This is a genomic window from Bradyrhizobium sp. HKCCYLS3013, from assembly GCF_051167615.1.
Lineage (GTDB): Bacteria > Pseudomonadota > Alphaproteobacteria > Rhizobiales > Xanthobacteraceae > Bradyrhizobium.
Map to the genome: position 1 here is coordinate 223632 of NZ_JBNPTK010000012.1, position 17065 is coordinate 240696.

Below are 17065 nucleotides of genomic sequence, written 5' to 3' on the forward strand. Positions count from 1 at the left end.
ACTGCGCGGCTGCGCCACGCGTAGCCCGAAGGGCGAAGCGTGGTGCCCAGGGGCGGAATCGAACCACCGACACTGCGATTTTCAGTCGCATGCTCTACCAACTGAGCTACCTGGGCAGGTCTCGTGAAGGGCAGAAAAGCCCGGCGAGCCGGCGGGTTATAGTCAGAGCGGGCGGCGCTGTCTACCGCCCTGAGGCGAAGTTTTCACATTCCTTTTGCGGTTGCGCAGCCACGCCGAGTGCGCGCCGATGCCGCCCGGCACCGCCGCCGCAACAGCATGAGAATATTGATCTATTCGACGTCGTCCTCGTCGCCTTCGGCGGCCGGAATGACATAGGAGCCGCTCAGCCAGCGATGCAGGTCGACGTCGCGGCAGCGGGGCGAGCAGAACGGGCGCGAGCCTTCGGCGGCCGGCCGGTTGCAGATCGGGCAGCGGCGGACGGGCTTGGCCGGGGTGGCGGTCTTCGGGCTGGTCGATTCGTCGGGCATGGCCGCTATCTAGGCGCGCGCGGCGACCGATGCATCCCCTCGTTCGCGTCAGACGCCGACCGTGTTCAGCCAGCCGAAGCGGATCGGGAAGCCCTCGCCGGCGAGCAGCGTCGTGGTCTCGTACAGCGGCAGGCCGACGACATTGGTGTAGGAGCCGACCATCTTCACCACGAACGAGCCGGCGATGCCCTGGACGGCGTAGCCGCCGGCCTTCCCCCGCCATTCGCCGGAGCCGATATAGGCCTGGATGTCGTCCTCGCTGAGCCGCTTGAAGCGGACGCGGGTCTCGACCAGGCGCTGGCGAAACGCCTCCTTCGGCGTCACCAGGGTGATCGCGGTGTAGACGCGATGGTTGCGGCCCGACAGCAGCCGCAGGCACTGCGAGGCCTCGTCGACCAGGTTAGCCTTCGGCAGGATGCGGCGGCCGACGGCGACCACGGTATCGGCGGAGATGATGAAGGCGCCGCGCAGCTCATCGTCGAGCTGGACCGATTTCAGCGCCGCATCGGCCTTGGCGCGGGCGAGACGGTTGGCGCAGGCGCGCGGCAGCTCGCCGCGCTTCGGCGTCTCGTCGACATCGGCGGGGCGGAGCGCGTCGGGCTCGATGCCGGCCTGGTTGAGCAGCGCCAGACGCCTGGGCGAACCGGATGCAAGAACGATTTTGGGACGGCCGAGCATGCTGATTTCGCTGAGGGATTCGGAAGCGGCGGGGCGGGCGCGCGGAACCTATCGGAAGGGCTGTCATTCCACAACCCGAAGGCTGCGACAAGGCTGCGACAGGCCTGCTCTACGGCGCGAATTTGAGCGGGGGACGACGTTGGTATTTCGGTTCGATGACACCTGTGCTGGAACCGAAAATCTACAGACCGGCGGGCCCGGGCTTGCCGAAGCGCTTGCGGATCCGCGTGAACAGCCCGTCGCAGACCTCGCGATAGGCTGACAGCTTCTGCTCGCGGTTGCCGTCGGCGCCGGTCGGGTCCGGCGTCGGCCAATATTCGACGTCGGCGGCGATGGTGCGGGTCAGCTCCAGCGCCTTGTGATGCGCCTCGGGCGAGAGGGTGATGATGAGGTCGAAGTTCAGGCCCTCCCAGTCCTCGAGCTCCTCGAAGGTGGTGGGCTTGTGCTGCGAGATGTCCTGGCCGAGCTCGGCCATCACCGACACCGCGAATGGGTCGAGCTCGCCCTTCTTGACCCCGGCGGAGCGGACGTACAGCGCCTGCGGAAACATCTGGCGCAGCAGGCTCTCGGCCATCGGCGAGCGCACGCTGTTCTGGCCGCAGGCGAACAGCACCGCCTGCGGCTGGCGCGCGCGCGGCGGCCCCTCGGCCATGCGCCTACGCGCCCTTGGCCGAAAGCTGGGAGGCGCGCATCGCGGCCGGCGGCATCACTGGCCCTCGCCCTTCCAGTGCAGCACCGTGATCAAAGTGAACAGCCGGCGCGAGGTCTCGAAGTCGACCCGCACCTTGCCCTTGAGCCGCTCCTGCAGGGTGCGCGAGCCCTCGTCATGGATGCCGCGGCGGCCCATGTCGATCGCCTCGATCTTGTCGGGCGTCGCAGTGCGGATCGCTTGGTAGTAGCTGTCGCAGATCATGAAGTAGTCCTTCACGATCCGCCGGAACGGCGACAGCGACAACAGGTGCGTCACCACCGGCGTGCCGTCCTCCCTGCGGATGTCGAACATCAGCCGGTTGGCGGTGATGCCGAGATGCAGGGTGAAGGGGCCGGCGCCGTCGGCGCCCTCGGGCGCGAACAAATTCTCCTCGACGAGGTCGTAGATCGCGATCGCCCGCTCATGCTCGATGTCCGGACCGGAGCGGCCGATCGACTCCTCGTCGAGCGTCACCGCCACGATGCGATTGGTCCGGTCGTCGCCTGGCGGGTGCTGGGTCATGGCAGATTGAGGCGTATTCCCACGGAGCGTGAATGGGCGTCGAGACCCTCGGCCTTGCCCAGAGTCATCGCCGCTGGTCCCAGCGCGCGCAACTGCTCGGGGCCGCATTTCAACAGCGACGTGCGCTTCATGAAGTCGAGCACGCCGAGACCGGAGGAGAACCGCGCCGAGCGCGCGGTGGGCAGCACGTGATTGGAGCCGCCGACATAGTCGCCGATCGCCTCCGGCGTGTGCGCGCCGAGGAAGATGGCGCCGGCATTGCGAACCCTCGCGGCGAACGCGTCCGCGTCGGCGGTCATGATCTCCAGATGCTCGGCGGCGATGGCGTCGGCGAGCGGCACGGCCTGGTCGAGATGGTCGACCTCGATGATGGCGCCGAAATCGGCCCATGACGCGCCGGCGATCTCCGCGCGAGGAAGCGTCTTGAGCTGGCCCTCGACGGCGCGGGCGACGTCATCGGCCAGGCGGCGGCTGTCGGTGATCAGGATCGACTGCGCGCTGGCGTCGTGCTCGGCCTGCGCGAGCAGGTCGGCGGCGATCCAGTCGGCATTGCCGCTGTCGTCGGCGATCACCAGCACCTCGGAGGGGCCGGCGATCATGTCGATGCCGACCTTGCCGAACACCAGCCGCTTGGCGGCGGCGACATAGGCATTGCCCGGACCGACGATCTTTGCCACCGGCGCGATCGTCGCGGTGCCATGCGCCAGCGCGGCCACCGCCTGGGCGCCGCCGACGCGGTAGATCTCGGACACGCCGCCGAGATGGGCGGCCGCCAGCACCAGCGGATTGAGCTTGCCGTCCGGCGCCGGCACCACCATCACGAGGCGCCCGACGCCGGCGACCTTGGCGGGAATGGCGTTCATCAGCACCGAGGACGGATAGGCCGCAGTGCCGCCGGGGACGTAAAGACCGGCGGATTCGATCGCGCTCCAGCGCCAGCCGAGCTCGACGCCGGCGGCGTCGGTGAAGCGCTGGTCGGCCGGCAGTTGCTTGAGGTGAAAGGCCTCGATGCGGTCACGGGCGAATTTCAGCGCGTCGACGGTAGCCGCGTCGCAGGCCTTCACCGCGGCCTCGATCTCGGCGGGCTTCACGCGCAGCGACGCGGCGGTCAGCTCGAGCCGGTCGAACTTGCGCGTCGCCTCGAGCAGCGCCGCATCGCCGCGCCTGGCGACGTCGTCCACGATGGCGCGGGCGGCGGCTTCGACGTCGGCGGAGGTCTCGCGCTTGGCGGCGAGAAACTGCCGAAACTGGGCGTCGAAATCGGTGCTGGCGCGGGACAGGCGAATGGGCATCTCTGGCACTTTCCGAAGGGGTGGCTGCCCCCGACCTCCTGCTCAATGGCGCGGCGGCGCGGGGCCGTCAACCCTTTGAACCAGCCCCTACCCCGTCAGCGGCGGAACGCCATCGATATCGCTGGTGCCGAGGTCGTCCTCGCCGAGATCGGTCAGCTCGCATTCCAGGCATTCGACATCCAGCCGCAATGCGCCGCCGTGGGAGAACAGCAGCAGCGCGCTGCCGGCCGGCGGCTCGGCGCCGGCGTGGAATTCGATGCCGATCAGCTCCAGCGCTGCCTCGGGCGCGGCAAGGTCGATGCGGCGCGACTTGCAGGCCAGCACGCGGTCGAAGCGCAGCGCTGCCAGCAGCCGGCGCGGCTCGCTCTCGCCATGCAGCGCCTGATCCCAGTCGAGCCGGTTCATGCCGATCACCAGCCGCTTCTCGGCCTGGCGCCAGATGATGTCCGCCGCCTGCACCCGCGCGTCCTGCACATGGGCCGAGATGACGGCGAGATCGTCGGCGTCGAGCGCGATCAGTTTGAGCCGGTCGGTCACGGCATCATCCCTTCAACCTCACTCGCGAATGCGCTCGATCGTGGCGCCGCAGGCCTTGAGCTTGTCCTCCAGCCGCTCGAAGCCGCGATCGAGATGGTAGACGCGATTGATCATGGTTTCGCCTTCCGCAGCAAGGCCGGCAATCACCAGCGACACCGAGGCGCGCAGGTCGGTCGCCATCACGGGCGCGCCACGCAGATTCGAGGTGCCCTCGATCCGCGCGGTCTCGCCGTCGAGACTGATACGCGCGCCGAACCGCGCGAGTTCCTGCACGTGCATGAAACGGTTCTCGAAGATGGTCTCGGTGATCGCCGAGGCGCCCTGCGCGCAGACCATCAGCGCCATCAGCTGGGCCTGCAGGTCGGTCGGGAAGCCGGGGAACGGCGCGGTCGTCACCTGCACCGGGCGGATGCCGTGGCCGTTTCTGACGACGCGGATGCCCTCGGCATCGCTCGAGATCTCGGCGCCCGCCTCGGTCAGCACGTCGAGCGCCGATTGCAGCAGCTCCGGCCGCGCGCCGGCAAGGCGGACGTCGCCACCGGTCATGGCGGTCGCGATCGCATAGGTGCCGGCCTCGATGCGGTCGGGCAGCACGGTATGGCGCGCGCCATGCAGCGACGCCACGCCCTCGATCTCGATACGGGGCGTGCCGGCGCCAGAGATACGCGCGCCCATCTTGTTGAGACACTCGGCGAGATCGGTGATCTCCGGCTCGCAGGCGGCGTTGGTGATGACGGTCGTGCCCTTGGCGAGCGCGGCCGCCATGACCGCGACATGAGTGCCGCCGACGGTGACCTTGGGGAAATCGATCGTCCCGCCGCGCAGGCCGCCCGGCGCCTTGGCGACGACATAGCCTGCGTCGATGTCAATGCTGGCCCCGAGCCGCTCCAGCGCCATGATCAGGAGATCGACCGGCCGCGTGCCGATGGCGCAGCCGCCGGGCAACGACACCCGCGCCTCGTGCATGCGCGCGAGCAGCGGCGCGATCACCCAGAAGCTGGCGCGCATCCGCGACACCAGCTCGTAAGGAGCGATGGTGTCGATGATGTTGGCCGCGGAGATCTGCAGCGTCTGACCCTGGTATTGGCCATCGCCGGGACGCTTGCCGACCGACATGATGTCCACGCCGTGATTGCCGAGAATGCGCTGCAGTTGCGCGACGTCGGCCAGCCGCGGGACGTTGTCCAGGATCAGTGTCTCCGGCGTCAGAAGACCCGCGATCATCAGCGGCAGGGCGGCATTCTTCGCGCCCGAAATCGGGATGGTGCCGTGAAGCGGGTTGCCGCCGACGATGCGAATGCGATCCATGCTGGTCCTGCTGGCTGGCCGGGAAATTGGGTGAGATGGGCGCAACAGGACCGACATTACGGCGATTTGATGAGTTCGCAACGGCAGGTCGCATCGTCGGGAAAGTCATCCCCGGCGGTGCGGGCTGCCGCGTGAATCAGACCGGCGGGACCAGCGCATCGGCCAGAAACCCGTGCAGCGCGGCGACGACCTGGGCGCCCTCGCCGATGGCGCCGCCGACGCGCTTGACCGAGCCGGAGCGGACGTCGCCGACCGCATAGACCCCGGGCACCGAGGTCTCGAGCGGCGACACCATCCGCCCGGCATTCTGCTCCGACTGCGCGCCGGTGACGACGAAGCCGGCGCGATCGAGCGTGATGCCGCAGCCGTCGAGCCAGCCGGTGGCGGGATCGGCGCCGACGAACAGAAAGAGATTGCTGATGTCGGCCGGCGTCTCTTCGCCGGACAGCCGGCTCTTCAAGGTGATGCGTTCGAGCCCCGTGTCTGCCCCGCCATCGAGCGCGACCACCTCGGTGTTGAACAACAGCTCGATGTTCGGCGTCGCCTCGATGCGCTCGATGAGATAGCGCGACATCGACGCGGCGAGCCCGCCGCCGCGGATGATCATCCGCACCTTCTTGACGTGACCCGACAGAAACACCGCGGCCTGCCCCGCGGAATTGCCGCCGCCGACCAGCGCAACCTCCTGCCCGGCGCACAGCCGCGCCTCGATCGGCGAGGCCCAGTACCACACGCCCCTGCCTTCGAACTCCTTGAGCCGGGCAAGATCAGGCCGGCGATAGCGCGCGCCGCTCGCGACCACGACCGCGCGCGCCCGCACCTCGTCGCCGCCCTCGAGCGCCAGCACGAAGGCGCCGGCCTTGCGCTCGCAGTCGAGCGCATTGACCGACACCGGGATCATGATCTCGGCGCCGAACTTCTGTGCCTGGTTGAAGGCGCGCGCGGTCAGCGCGAGGCCGGTGATGCCGGTCGGGAAGCCGAAATAGTTCTCGATGCGCGCGCTGGCGCCGGCCTGGCCGCCGAACGCGCGCGAATCCAGCACCGCGACCGTCAGCCCCTCCGACGCGCCATACACGGCGGTGGCAAGGCCCGCCGGCCCGCAGCCGACGACCGCGACGTCGTAGACCTTCTCGCCGCGCGGCCCGCCGATCATCCCGACGGCACGCGCCAGCTCGGTCTCGCTGGGATTGCGCAGCACGCTGCCGTCGGACACCACCACCAGCGGCAGCTCGGCCGGCGTCGGCGAATAGCGCACGATCAGATCGGCCGCGTCGTGATCTGTGGCGGGATCGAGCAGATGGTGCGGAAATCCGTTGCGGGTGAGGAAGCTCTGCAGCCGCGCGATCGCGGCCGATTGCGGCGGCCCGATCATGACCGGGCCGCCGGCGCCGCCCTGAATGAGATTCACCCGGCGCAGGATCAGCGCCCGCATGATGCGCTCACCGAGCTCGGCCTCGGCGATCAACAGCGCGCGCAGCCGTTCGGGACGAATCAGGATGACCTCGACGTCGCCCTCGGCATGGCCGTCGACCAGCGCGACGCGGCCGGAGAGCTGGGCGATCTCGGCCAGAAACTGCCCTGGCCCCTGGTCGATCACCGGCGTGACGTGACCGAGACCGTCACGCTGGGTGATCGCGACATGGCCTTTGAGAATCACGAACATGCCGGGGCCGGGCTTGCCGGTCTCGAACAGCAGCTCGCCGTCACGATAGCTCTGGATCTCGCCGAAGCCGCGCAGACGCGCGATCTCCGGCGGCGTCAGCTCCGGAAACGTCTGGTCGAAGCGCGGCAGCGTCTTCGCGAGCTCCGCCCGTTGTGCCGCCGCATCCGCCGTCATCCCGTCATCCGCTGCCATCACGCCCACCCCGCCTGTCATCTGCTCAACACTTCGAATCGTCCGGACCGCCGGCAGCGGCCTCGTCCAGGCCTCGCTCCTCGGCCGTCACCGGCTGGCTGCGCGCGCGGCTCTGTGCCTTGCGGCGCTTCAGGTTCTCGCGCAGCGCCTGCTTCAGCCGCTCCTCGCGCGCGCCCTTCGGCGCCGCCTTCCCGGTCTTATCCGTCATCCCTTCCCCCCGGTCACCCCATACCAGAGGCACAATTGGGGCCGCAGATGCGAAAGCCAAGAGGCGTTGGCGACGCAGACGGTAGGTTCCGCCCGGCCGGCCGTCGCCTGCCCGGATGGGGAGTTGCCGCCGCGGCGACGGCCAGTTGGGCACCTTGAGCGGCCAACCGCGAGAATCCGCCGCGAGCGGGCGATTTCGCGCCGATTCGGAGGTCTTTCGCTCCATTTCCATGCATCACGCTGACGTCTTTCCCGGAAAACCGGGCGAGCCGCGCTTGCGCAGGCGGGGACCTTGTGGCAAGAACCGCCCGCGTTCGGTCGCGCCCTTCGGGCCGGTCCCCGCCAGTCCCTTTGCTGCCGTAGCTCAGTGGTAGAGCACTCCCTTGGTAAGGGAGAGGTCGACAGTTCAATCCTGTCCGGCAGCACCAGGGCATCATTCCCCCAACATGATCTTCGGCGACGCCTCGGGACCACAGGCTACGCGCGGATGCGCGTCATCGGCCTCGCGGCGCAATTTGCGTCCGAGCTCTGCTGCAGCACCGCCCTCTCCGGAAATCGAGGGCGCAGGGAAGGCCGGGCGCTGGCCGCGCCCGTGGCCCGCCTGCGAAAGAAAATGCAGGCGGCAGGTACCACAGGTCTGGCCGAACACACCCGGCCCTCCCTGCGCAATGGGCTTACGGCTTATACGCGCTCTTGTGTGTTCGAAACCTGCCAGAATGTGCGAACGGGCGGTTCTGACCAACCGCCCGTCGCTGGATCTGAGCCCGATCGTGCTCAAAGGCCCTAGAGCCTGTCGGGGAGCGTGGGACAGGTCCGGTGTCTTCCTTCAACCCGAACAGTTGCACGGGCTTCGAGCCCGCACCTTGCAAGGAAGGGAGCTGGATGATGGCACAGAATGATCTCGTTGTCGCGGGTGTCGATGTCGCCAAGGATAAGGTCGATGCTTGTACCCGAGCGCCCGGGTCCAAGCAGATGTTTGAAAGGACGAAGGAAGGCCAGCGCGACTTCGTGGCGTGGCTGCGCCGGCACGGCGTCACCAAGGTCGTGATGGAGGCCAGCGGCGGCTACGAGCGGGAGTGGGCCAAACTGGTGCGAGCCGCCAAGATCGACGTTCGTATCGTCGATCCAAAGCGGGTGCGGAGCTTCGCTCAATCGGCCGGGCGCCTGGCCAAGAACGACAGTATCGATGCGGACACGATCGCCTGGTTCGCCGAGACCTTCAACGAAGCTGCGGTGCAAGCCTACGATGCCGCCCGAGAGAAGCTTCAGCAGATGGTCAATGTGCGCCAAGCGACGAAAGATATGCTGGTCAGACTGAAGAACCAGGGCGAGCATAAATTGCCTGTAGAAGTACAGCGTCTGCATACGCGCATCGCCAAGGCGATCAGCGCCGAGCTGGCCGAGCTCGAGGCAGAGATCTCCGCCCTGATCGAAAGCACGCCGCATTTTGCGGAGCTCGCCGAGATCATCGAAAGCGTTCCGGGCATCGGCCGCACGACGTGTGCTACGCTGATAGCAACCATGCCGGAGCTCGGCCAGACCAGCGACAAAGCCGTCGCGGCGCTGCTGGGTGTTGCGCCGTACGATGATGACAGTGGCCGGCGTCGCGGGGATCGGCACGTCAAGGGCGGACGCCGCAGAACTCGCAACACATTCTACATGGCCTGCGTGGGCGCCGCGACGCGGTGCAATCCAGTCCTGAAGGCCTTCTACGAGCGCCTGCTCGCCCAAGGTAAGTTGAAGAAGGTCGCGCTGACCGCCTGCATGCGCAAGCTGATCTGCATTCTCAACGTCATGGTCAAACGCCGCCAAAAGTGGAATCCGGCGCTCCACGTTGTGAACGGGTCGAGCGCCTCATAGCCGCTCGGGCTCCGCCCGAGCGCACGCCAAGCCAACAGACCGGCGAGCGGACGGGGTCAAGGCCGTCAGCCGCCGAAGGCGGTGGCGCGCCTTCGCGCCAGCCTTGAGGCCGGCCGATCACCGGTCTACAAAAAAGACAGTTGCTCCCTGGGGACCGGGCTTTGTTGCCCCCATCACCCGCGATGCGCGCGACGCACACCAGCGAGCTTGACCTCAGCGTCGGGAGGCCAGGACCACGCGATTTCACCGTCCGTATCGAAGTTGTTCGTCCGCTCGCGAATGCGCGCTGCAACTCCGACCCGGCCACCGCATCCCCCACCCAACGCTCGTGACGACTCGCGAACGCCCCTCTTCGATGAGCGCGGGACGGCCGGAAATGTGCAGGTGATTTGCCCGACGGCACAAGGGGAAATGTTGCGGCAGAGTGGCACGACGGGCAGTTTGGGCATGGCGGGTATGTGCTGAGCTACGGCGGGAGGCCGAATAAGTGCACTGGCAATCCTCATCGTAACCCGCAATGGGACTGAAGGCAGGCTCGCTTCGGATACTAGGGTTGAGTTGATTCCGGGCCACTACCGGAGAGGCGGCACTCACGGACACCGAGCTCGCTTGTCTCGCACTTTGCGGCCCCAACAATTGCTACGTGTCTTGCAAAAAATTCTTTGGACCAGTCCCGCATATCGGCCTTCTGGATTGCTTCCAACATGATCCCGCGCTGAGGATCGTCTCGAAGCGTTCCGATAACGATTCCACGCCCGACGCCGACGTGGCCGCAGCTATTTGGGTGGACAAAAATACTGATATACTCGGCATCGACCGATCCCTTGATCACTCGATCTACTCGCGCTTTCATCAGTGTGATAGTATGGCCTCCCGAGTAACTCACATCCGTTTCGTCGTAGATGGTGGCTTCGAGTGCAACCGGTGCGTCAATATCGGTTGGGACATGCTCGAAGAGGATACCTAATAGCGATGCTGGTGTACCCGGCAGCGTGCAGGCCACTCCGCTCGTGCAAGCAGCACAATAGGCGATCAAACAGACGCCCCATTTACGCATATCGGAAAGCAGGTCGTTGATCATCACGCCAGCGTGCCAATTCCGTGCAATTTCCGCAATGGGTCACACTGCATCGTGGCGGCTTCCGCGTACTGGTCAATCGCCACCATGATCGCCTGGGCATGGCGATAGCACCACCCCTCAGTGGTCAGTAGCCGCCTGGTCTCATGCAGTGACTTCAGGATCGGCGGCGGGTTCTGCTCGTCGCTGTACCACTTCGCCGTTAAGTGCACTGGACTGCACCCCTCAAGTGAGACACACGGTGACAGTGCACTTAACGGTAGATCGGCACTGCATACGTTTCATGCACTGTCACCGTAATACGTTGCTTCCACTCGCGCCAATCGGCGTAAAACCCACTCGGACTCTAAATGCTGCTGGATGAAACTTCGGTGGCAGGTCAGCTAAATGAAAGTGTATGGTTGTGGAGGGAAACATATTGGCAATCGATCTGGACGAATTGATCTCCGAACGAGGTGAATTTTTTGGCCATGCGCTTCCACGCGACAGCTCAACCGCGACTGTGCTACGGCTTGAGCCGGACTGGTGGGCACTGGAAGATCATCTTGGTGAGCAAAGGGCGGAGTTGCTCAATTCAGGAGGAGCCGATCCTACTGATGATGAAATTGGCCTCATGCTCAGGTGGCAGGTAAAGAACGCGCTTGAGGCCCCGGATGACGATGTGACACCCGGTATTTGGTTTTGTGACGAGCAAGAAAATAAGATCGTTGTCATCGTGTGCTGGGGCGCAGGATGGGAGACATCGCGCCATGTCTTCGGCATCTTTCTGAACCGGGGCGAGGCGGTGGAAGCACTGCGCAACCAATTCATTCTTGATGACGGCCTGCCAGCATAAGACAATAATCTGGGATAGCTGGAACGTACGACCTGTGTCGTATGTCTGAATACGATGAGCAGCAGGCCAGGCGACAAGGGCTATTATATAGGTTCGTACAATGAGCCGCTTACCGAAAATCCCGATGTTGCCGTCGGAAATGCCGCAGCAAAGAATTTCTGAAGTGCTATCCCTGCCGTCTCGTCCAGTCCCGTTCAATTTCGAGGTAGGCTATGGGAGTTTTGCGCCGGACGTAGTGCCAAAACAGGGTGTACCACGATCACCCGAACTATTGGTCCAGGCCGAGTGGGCAGAAGGCCCCATGAACAATGGTATCTGCGCGTTCTATCTCCAAGCGCGAAAGAAGTACTGGGTCATGTGGCTACGTACCCTTGACGACAACTCCTATCCATGGCGATGGGATTGGCAGGCGATCGGATACTGTAACAGGACGAATGTTGACAAAGACGTTGCAGCAAAACATCTGCTTTTGGAGTACTTGAAGTTCAGTGGAAACAGGGGCGAAAATAGCGTCGATTGGATAAATCAAGAGGGACTTCTTTCCGTTGCAGACATTAGGGCGATCGTGCGTGAGCTAAGTCGGCAACAACAGGCGTTAGGATAAGCGTACTCTGCAGGCGAGTTGTGCAACAACGCCACGGAGATATCGATGCCCCCGGAGCTTATCGTGCGGGGGTGCGCGTTGCCCATCGCCGAAGGCGCCTATAGCTCATGACGGGCATAAGCTCGCGTAAGCAATAAGGGACTGCTCGCCGCGGGTCTCGCGCAGCGGCCAAGTTCACCCGGAAGGGCCACTACGTCAGCTTACCATCGTGTTCGAAAGCTTTAGGAATGGGGCCAAATGATGCTTAAGCTCTCAGCGAACCAAATAGACGCGATTAGAAACTCTGAATTGAGAGCCAAGCTCGCTGAGCACATGAAAAGTAATCAGCATTTGATCCAACCTCTTTCTGAGCTAGATCAGGATAGCTTCGATTGCCTTTCGGCAGGCGTGCATCGATGTGCTCGGAAATCAAGCTCCTGCAATCGAAGAATTTCACGCGGAACAGGATCTCGGGCGGTATCCCGTTGGTATTCGTGGCGTGCCCGGCGCCTATTTTGTCTTTTCGGCTGACCGGGATGATCTCGGCGTCTTTTCAGATCTGGAGGAAGCACGCTCAGTATTACTTCTCTACTATGGAGAGTTTATCGTCGCCGATTAGGTCGACGCGCAGGGATCGGCAGGCATGCCACGGCTTCGCGCCGAGTCGGGATTGGCTAAGCACAATAGAGTACCGATAGGTATTAAATTACTGGCAATCAGCATGCCGGGAAGGGTGCAGCACAGTTCAATCCTGTCCGGCAGCACCAGGGCTGTTGCAACCTTCCCACTTCAATTCCGGCGCCGTGAGCGCCACGCTTCACCGAGGCCGCAGCCGGCGCTGCCTCACGCCGCCCGCACCGAGTCCAGGAAGCGGCTGACTTCGTCGCGGAGGCGGCTGCTCTGGCCGGACAGCGACTTCGCGGCGGACAGCACCTGCGACGAGGCCGAGCCGGTCTCGTCGGCGCCATGCCGGACGCTGGCGATGTTCGCCGATACCTGCTGGGTGCCATGCGCCGCCTGCTGGACGTTGCGGGAGATCTCGCGCGTCGCCGAGCTCTGCTCCTCGACGGCGGAGGCGATGGCCGAGGCGATCTCCGACATCCGGGCGATGGTCTCGCCGATCTCCTTGATCGAGCCGACCGACTCCTGGGTCGCCGCCTGGATGCCGCCGATCTGCTGGCCGATCTCGCCGGTGGCCTTGGCGGTCTGCTCGGCCAGCGCCTTCACCTCCGAGGCGACCACCGCGAAGCCGCGTCCGGCCTCGCCGGCGCGGGCGGCCTCGATGGTGGCGTTGAGCGCGAGCAGGTTGGTCTGCCCGGCGATCGCGTTGATCAGCTCGACGACGTCGCCGATCCGCGCCGCCGCCTTGGTATTACGGTGACAGTGCACTTAACGGTAGAGCGGCACTGCATACGTTTCGTGCACTGTCACCGTAATACCCGCGATGAGCTTCATCGGCGCCCTGTCGATCGACAATTACAACGGTGCGGCGCGTAGCTTTAATGTACATAAAGTTATGCGGTTTAAATCGATCTTTGAAGTTGACTCGATCATACTAGTGATACATCCTAAGGGTGTATCTTAGTGACGAGAAAACCTGGCTGGTCTTCGATGCAACGGGAGCAGATCGAAGCCATAACTCGCGATATTGGGCAACAAGAAGTTCTTGAACGTGAAATTCTTGCGATTGCCTCTCGCGAGAGGCAGCGCATCGGGCGTGAACTCCACGACGGGCTCTGCCAATCGCTCGCCGGCTTAGCGGCGCTAGCTGCGGCGCTGTGGCGAAGTTTGGCGGCGAGTGGCCAACCGAGTCCCGCCGCGGCCGCGGCCGAACTCGTACGATTGCTGAACGAGACCATCGGCGAGGCGCGTGACCTCGCTCGTGGGCTCAGCTCGATCGGCCTGAATAGCGCGGATCTTGTCGGCTCCCTTGAGAGCCTCGCCCGCAACGTCAGCGCCGCTCATGGCGCCTTTTGTGCGTTTGTGGAAGATAACCCTTGTCCCGATCTTGGCCGCGAAACCACGAGCCACCTCGTGCGCATCGCCCAAGAAGCCGTCCGCAATGCGGTCAGCCACGGCCGAGCCGACGAAATCGAGATCCGTCTGGCGTGCACTGCAGGCTCGGGACTATTGAGCATCCGGGATAACGGTGTCGGGCTTCCCGAAAAATGGCGCGATCATGACGGCATCGGGCTTTATACCATGGACTACCGCGCGCGGGCGATCGGCGGTTCTCTCACTGTGGAGCCGCAGGCCCGTCGCGGCGTCATGGTTGCGTGCGCGTTTCCGCTGTTATCGAATTACGAACGGCAGGAAAGTATCGGCGATGCCCACTTGCCTGGCTGAAGCCGCGGACGCGGTGCGGAAGAGGCTGCTTGTCGTCGACGATCATCCCGTGCTGTGCCGCGGGTTGATCGCCCTCATCGAGGCGGAAAATGGCCTCGCCGTTCACGGCGCGGTCGGTACGCGCGTGGCCGCGCTCAAGACCATCGCGATCAGTCGCCCTGATCTGGTGATCGTAGACCTTGCTCTCGGCGACGAGGACGGCCTAGACCTCGTCAAGGAAATCAAGGCGCGTCATCCCGGCGTTCGCTCGCTGGTGCTTTCGATGTACGACGAAGAGGTGTTCGCCGAGCGCGCGCTTTGCGCCGGCGCCCTCGGCTATGTCACCAAACAACAGCTCGAATCGACCGTGATCGCTGCCATTCGTCGGGTGCTTGCAGGCGAGACCTACATGAGCGAGGCTCTGCAGCGGCGGCTGGCTGAACGATGCGTCGGCGCGCGACCGCTCGAGGCCGCCTCGCCAGTGCGCACGCTGAGCGATCGCGAATTGCAGGTATTTCGGCTCGTTGGTCAGGGCCGAACCACGCGGCAGATCGCTGGTCTACTGAACCGCAGCGTCAAAACGGTAGAATCCCATCTTGAGCACATCAAGAATAAGCTGGCGATCGAATCGGCTGCTGAACTCGCCCAACGCGCGGCTCAATGGGTTACAATCGCCCGATTGGGTTGAGTCATAAAGTTCGCCCAAGTGCGCGGTTAGTGTCATACACGTCTGCCATGGCGCCGATGACTTCTCGACCAAGCCGCTTTCCGGCAAGCGCGACGGCCGAACACGCGGTCTGGTCCATGGCGCTAAAGCGGACTGCGCGATCGGCACGGCGCAAGCGGCGTCTGCTCATTGTGGACAGTCACCCCTGATGCGGCGCAGGCTGACCGCGCTGATCAATGCTGAGCCCGATATTGTCGTATGTGCCTTGGCGGCCATCCAACGGGATGCGCTCGTGGCCATCGCGGCCACGAAACCCGATCTAGGGATCGTCGATCTGTTCCTTGGCGATAGCAATGGTTTGGATCTGGTGAGAGACGTTCGCGCGCGCTTTGTTCGTCTGCCGCTACCTGGATTGAACAGGCATGATTCGCCGCAATACGTCCGCCGCGCTTTCGAATCCGGCACCGACGGCTACGTCGCCAAGCGGGAGATGACGGAAGACCTTCTGGTGGCGATCCGCAGCGTGCTGCTCGGCGACCCTTACGGCGCACCGGCGCCTTGATCCATGCCCGCCTGCGTCCGGCAAGTTCACGCGTGCGAAGCTGGGCGGCCCATGGGGGATTCTCCCAATGCGAAAACGGGGTGCGACCCCGATGTCGGTTTAAGTCTCCAGCGTTAGCATTGGTAGCTACCAATGTCGTGCCCGCTTTGACGACCGAAATGCTGGTCGAGCCCTTCGCTTATCGGCTCGATCGAGACCATCACCGCTTCAAATGGGAAAAAACGATGAGAAATATCTGCACCGCCGCCGCAATAGTCGCGATTGTTTTCATTCCTTGGACCGTCCATGCGGGCACTTGCTACAAAAACCTAGGTTGCAAGGGCACGACGTCGACCACTTCTTGCAAGACATGTCTTGGAAACCCCTCAAAGGGAGAGGGTTGGAAGGAAAACTCAAAGAGCAGCTGTATCGGAAACTTCAACCATTGTCCGGCGGTCCGTTAACGGTACTGGCGCTGGTCCCGCGCCCCGGCACCAGCAAGGCCGTCTCCGGCCACAAGATCCATCCCTATCTGCTGCGCGGCGTCAGCATCACCGATGCCCAATCACGTCTGGGCGGCCGACATCACCTACATTCCGATGGCGCAGGGGTTCCTGTATCTGGTGGCGATCATCGACTGAGCCACCCGGGCGGTGCTGGCGTGGCGCTTGTCGAACACGATGGATACGGGCTTTTGCATCGCTGCGCCCGACGAGGCGATGGCGCGGCACGGCCGGCCTAAGATCTTCAACACCGATCAGGGCGCGCAGTTCACCAGCTCAGCCTTCACCGGCAGGCTGGAGGCTGCAGGCATTGCGATTTCGATCGACGGACGCGGCCGTTTCATGGACAACATCTTCATCGAACGATTGTGGCGCTCGATCAAGTATGAGGAAGTGCATCTGAAAGCCTATGCTGACGGGCGCGAAGCGCGAGACGGCATCGGCTCATGGATGACCTTTTATAATCATCGCCGCCCGCACCAGGCGATGAACAATCAGTTTCCCATGGCGGCATGGCGCGCCGGCATGGATGTGATCGAGGCGGCCCAGACTGTGGATATGCCGCTTCGCTTGGACAACGCAAACGCGTTGCCCACATCCCCACAGCAGGCCCAAACGCAGCAGCAGGAAGCTGCTTGATTTGAACGACAAGGCAGGCGCGATCACACCTTAATTTTCGGCGATCCATGGTCCCGTGCGTGGGGTCCACTTCAGTTGAACGTGTCTCGCAAGCTAACATCCGCCTGGGGTTGTGGATTCCCGCGTTCGCGGGAGAACGGGGCAGCCGAGAAGAACAAAGGGCGCGATCAGTCCGATCGCGGAGCATCGGCAGCAGCGCAGATCTGAGTAGCTGTAGCCCGCATGAGCGGCACCGATATCTGAGGGGGCCTGCCCCGCATGTCGCTTGCGCTCATGCGGGCTACAGCTGCTGCGATCGGGTGGCGATGCGCGGCCCTCGTCGAGGCCACGCAAAATGCACCCTCACGCCGCCCGCACCGAGTCGAGGAACCTGCTGACCTCGTCGCGGAGGCGGCTGCTCTGGCCGGACAGCGACTTCGCGGCGGACAGCACCTGCGACGAGGCCGAGCCGGTCTC

Annotated in this window: 16 protein-coding genes, 2 tRNA genes and 2 pseudogenes; 7 read left to right on the plus strand and 13 right to left on the minus strand. The window is 64.2% G+C overall.

Going from position 1 to position 17065, the window contains the following annotated elements; all coding sequences use genetic code 11:
- Positions 1-40: 40 nt before the first annotated feature.
- From ACQR1F_RS22085 to ACQR1F_RS22130, 10 genes are all read right to left on the minus strand, one after another.
- Positions 41-116: transfer RNA gene (locus tag ACQR1F_RS22085), tRNA-Phe, on the minus strand.
- A 174-nt stretch (positions 117-290) separates the two neighbouring features.
- Positions 291-488, minus strand: coding sequence for a DNA gyrase inhibitor YacG (yacG, locus tag ACQR1F_RS22090; RefSeq protein ID WP_434838069.1), 198 nt, complete (start codon positions 486-488; stop codon positions 291-293).
- A gap of 48 nt (positions 489-536) precedes the next feature.
- Positions 537-1166 carry a Maf-like protein gene (locus ACQR1F_RS22095; protein WP_006613056.1) on the minus strand — a complete coding sequence of 210 codons (630 nt, stop codon included), beginning with the start codon at positions 1164-1166 and terminating at the stop codon, positions 537-539.
- 181 nt (positions 1167-1347) lie between these two features.
- Positions 1348-1818 (minus strand): low molecular weight phosphatase family protein, encoded by a 471-nt coding sequence (locus ACQR1F_RS22100; RefSeq protein ID WP_316182256.1) that lies wholly within the window; start codon positions 1816-1818, stop codon positions 1348-1350.
- A gap of 54 nt (positions 1819-1872) precedes the next feature.
- Entirely contained in the window at positions 1873-2379 is a 507-nt protein-coding gene (locus ACQR1F_RS22105) for a UPF0262 family protein (RefSeq protein ID WP_015663966.1), read from the minus strand.
- Complete coding sequence (gene hisD / locus ACQR1F_RS22110; RefSeq protein ID WP_315801486.1) at positions 2376-3671, minus strand: histidinol dehydrogenase; 1296 nt, start codon at positions 3669-3671, stop codon at positions 2376-2378. The genes ACQR1F_RS22105 and hisD overlap by 4 nt, the downstream gene beginning before the upstream one ends.
- An 87-nt stretch (positions 3672-3758) precedes the next feature.
- On the minus strand, positions 3759-4208 hold the full coding sequence (locus ACQR1F_RS22115; protein WP_316182252.1) for a DUF2948 family protein: 450 nt from the start codon (positions 4206-4208) through the stop codon (positions 3759-3761).
- Positions 4209-4226: 18 nt separating this feature from the next.
- The gene (gene murA / locus ACQR1F_RS22120; protein ID WP_434913860.1) at positions 4227-5516 is read right to left on the minus strand and encodes a UDP-N-acetylglucosamine 1-carboxyvinyltransferase; all 1290 of its coding nucleotides are present in this window, start codon (positions 5514-5516) and stop codon (positions 4227-4229) included.
- Between the two features lie 136 nt (positions 5517-5652).
- The gene (locus tag ACQR1F_RS22125; protein WP_315801489.1) at positions 5653-7371 is read right to left on the minus strand and encodes an FAD-dependent oxidoreductase; all 1719 of its coding nucleotides are present in this window, start codon (positions 7369-7371) and stop codon (positions 5653-5655) included.
- Positions 7372-7396: 25 nt separating this feature from the next.
- Positions 7397-7579 (minus strand): hypothetical protein, encoded by a 183-nt coding sequence (locus ACQR1F_RS22130; protein WP_434913861.1) that lies wholly within the window; start codon positions 7577-7579, stop codon positions 7397-7399.
- Between the two features lie 352 nt (positions 7580-7931).
- On the opposite strand from ACQR1F_RS22130, the gene ACQR1F_RS22135 reads away from it, so the two are divergent.
- Positions 7932-8006, plus strand: a tRNA-Thr gene (locus ACQR1F_RS22135).
- Between the two features lie 5 nt (positions 8007-8011).
- On the opposite strand, the gene ACQR1F_RS22140 is transcribed toward ACQR1F_RS22135, so the two are convergent.
- Positions 8012-8227, minus strand: a complete 216-nt coding sequence (locus tag ACQR1F_RS22140; protein ID WP_315801491.1) for a hypothetical protein — start codon at positions 8225-8227, stop codon at positions 8012-8014.
- 236 nt (positions 8228-8463) lie between these two features.
- Between ACQR1F_RS22140 and ACQR1F_RS22145 the strand changes: the two genes are divergently transcribed.
- Positions 8464-9438: an IS110 family transposase gene (locus ACQR1F_RS22145; protein ID WP_316239658.1), complete on the plus strand. Its 975-nt coding sequence runs from the start codon at positions 8464-8466 to the stop codon at positions 9436-9438.
- 547 nt (positions 9439-9985) lie between these two features.
- Here the strand turns inward: ACQR1F_RS22145 and ACQR1F_RS22150 are convergent.
- Positions 9986-10519 carry a hypothetical protein gene (locus tag ACQR1F_RS22150; RefSeq protein WP_434913862.1) on the minus strand — a complete coding sequence of 178 codons (534 nt, stop codon included), beginning with the start codon at positions 10517-10519 and terminating at the stop codon, positions 9986-9988.
- A gap of 415 nt (positions 10520-10934) precedes the next feature.
- On the opposite strand from ACQR1F_RS22150, the gene ACQR1F_RS22155 reads away from it, so the two are divergent.
- The gene (locus ACQR1F_RS22155; protein ID WP_434913863.1) at positions 10935-11351 is read left to right on the plus strand and encodes a hypothetical protein; all 417 of its coding nucleotides are present in this window, start codon (positions 10935-10937) and stop codon (positions 11349-11351) included.
- 1426 nt (positions 11352-12777) lie between these two features.
- Here ACQR1F_RS22155 and ACQR1F_RS22160 read toward each other — a convergent pair.
- Positions 12778-13302, minus strand: a pseudogene (locus tag ACQR1F_RS22160) (methyl-accepting chemotaxis protein); the annotation flags it as partial.
- A gap of 243 nt (positions 13303-13545) precedes the next feature.
- On the opposite strand from ACQR1F_RS22160, the gene ACQR1F_RS22165 reads away from it, so the two are divergent.
- From ACQR1F_RS22165 to ACQR1F_RS22180, 4 genes and pseudogenes are all read left to right on the plus strand, one after another.
- Positions 13546-14280, plus strand: a complete 735-nt coding sequence (locus ACQR1F_RS22165; RefSeq protein ID WP_434913864.1) for a sensor histidine kinase — start codon at positions 13546-13548, stop codon at positions 14278-14280.
- The gene (locus ACQR1F_RS22170; RefSeq protein WP_315801493.1) at positions 14261-14947 is read left to right on the plus strand and encodes a response regulator transcription factor; all 687 of its coding nucleotides are present in this window, start codon (positions 14261-14263) and stop codon (positions 14945-14947) included. The genes ACQR1F_RS22165 and ACQR1F_RS22170 overlap by 20 nt, the downstream gene beginning before the upstream one ends.
- Positions 14948-15134: 187 nt before the next feature.
- On the plus strand, positions 15135-15488 hold the full coding sequence (locus ACQR1F_RS22175) for a response regulator (RefSeq protein WP_434913865.1): 354 nt from the start codon (positions 15135-15137) through the stop codon (positions 15486-15488).
- 451 nt (positions 15489-15939) lie between these two features.
- A pseudogene (locus ACQR1F_RS22180) lies at positions 15940-16486 on the plus strand (IS3 family transposase); the annotation flags it as partial.
- Positions 16487-17065: the final 579 nt, after the last annotated feature.

What these genes read in the sequence shown, in the direction of transcription:
- yacG (WP_434838069.1), bottom strand. Translation starts at nt 488, where the DNA reads ATGCCCGACGAATCGACCAGCCCGAAGACCGCCACCCCGGCCAAGCCC.
- ACQR1F_RS22095 (WP_006613056.1), bottom strand. Translation starts at nt 1,166, where the DNA reads ATGCTCGGCCGTCCCAAAATCGTTCTTGCATCCGGTTCGCCCAGGCGT.
- ACQR1F_RS22100 (WP_316182256.1), bottom strand. Translation starts at nt 1,818, where the DNA reads ATGGCCGAGGGGCCGCCGCGCGCGCGCCAGCCGCAGGCGGTGCTGTTC.
- ACQR1F_RS22105 (WP_015663966.1), bottom strand. Translation starts at nt 2,379, where the DNA reads ATGACCCAGCACCCGCCAGGCGACGACCGGACCAATCGCATCGTGGCG.
- hisD (WP_315801486.1), bottom strand. Translation starts at nt 3,671, where the DNA reads ATGCCCATTCGCCTGTCCCGCGCCAGCACCGATTTCGACGCCCAGTTT.
- murA (WP_434913860.1), bottom strand. Translation starts at nt 5,516, where the DNA reads ATGGATCGCATTCGCATCGTCGGCGGCAACCCGCTTCACGGCACCATC.
- ACQR1F_RS22125 (WP_315801489.1), bottom strand. Translation starts at nt 7,371, where the DNA reads ATGGCAGCGGATGACGGGATGACGGCGGATGCGGCGGCACAACGGGCG.
- ACQR1F_RS22130 (WP_434913861.1), bottom strand. Translation starts at nt 7,579, where the DNA reads ATGACGGATAAGACCGGGAAGGCGGCGCCGAAGGGCGCGCGCGAGGAG.
- ACQR1F_RS22145 (WP_316239658.1), top strand. Translation starts at nt 8,464, where the DNA reads ATGGCACAGAATGATCTCGTTGTCGCGGGTGTCGATGTCGCCAAGGAT.
- ACQR1F_RS22150 (WP_434913862.1), bottom strand. Translation starts at nt 10,519, where the DNA reads ATGATCAACGACCTGCTTTCCGATATGCGTAAATGGGGCGTCTGTTTG.
- ACQR1F_RS22165 (WP_434913864.1), top strand. Translation starts at nt 13,546, where the DNA reads ATGCAACGGGAGCAGATCGAAGCCATAACTCGCGATATTGGGCAACAA.
- ACQR1F_RS22170 (WP_315801493.1), top strand. Translation starts at nt 14,261, where the DNA reads ATGCCCACTTGCCTGGCTGAAGCCGCGGACGCGGTGCGGAAGAGGCTG.
- ACQR1F_RS22175 (WP_434913865.1), top strand. Translation starts at nt 15,135, where the DNA reads ATGCGGCGCAGGCTGACCGCGCTGATCAATGCTGAGCCCGATATTGTC.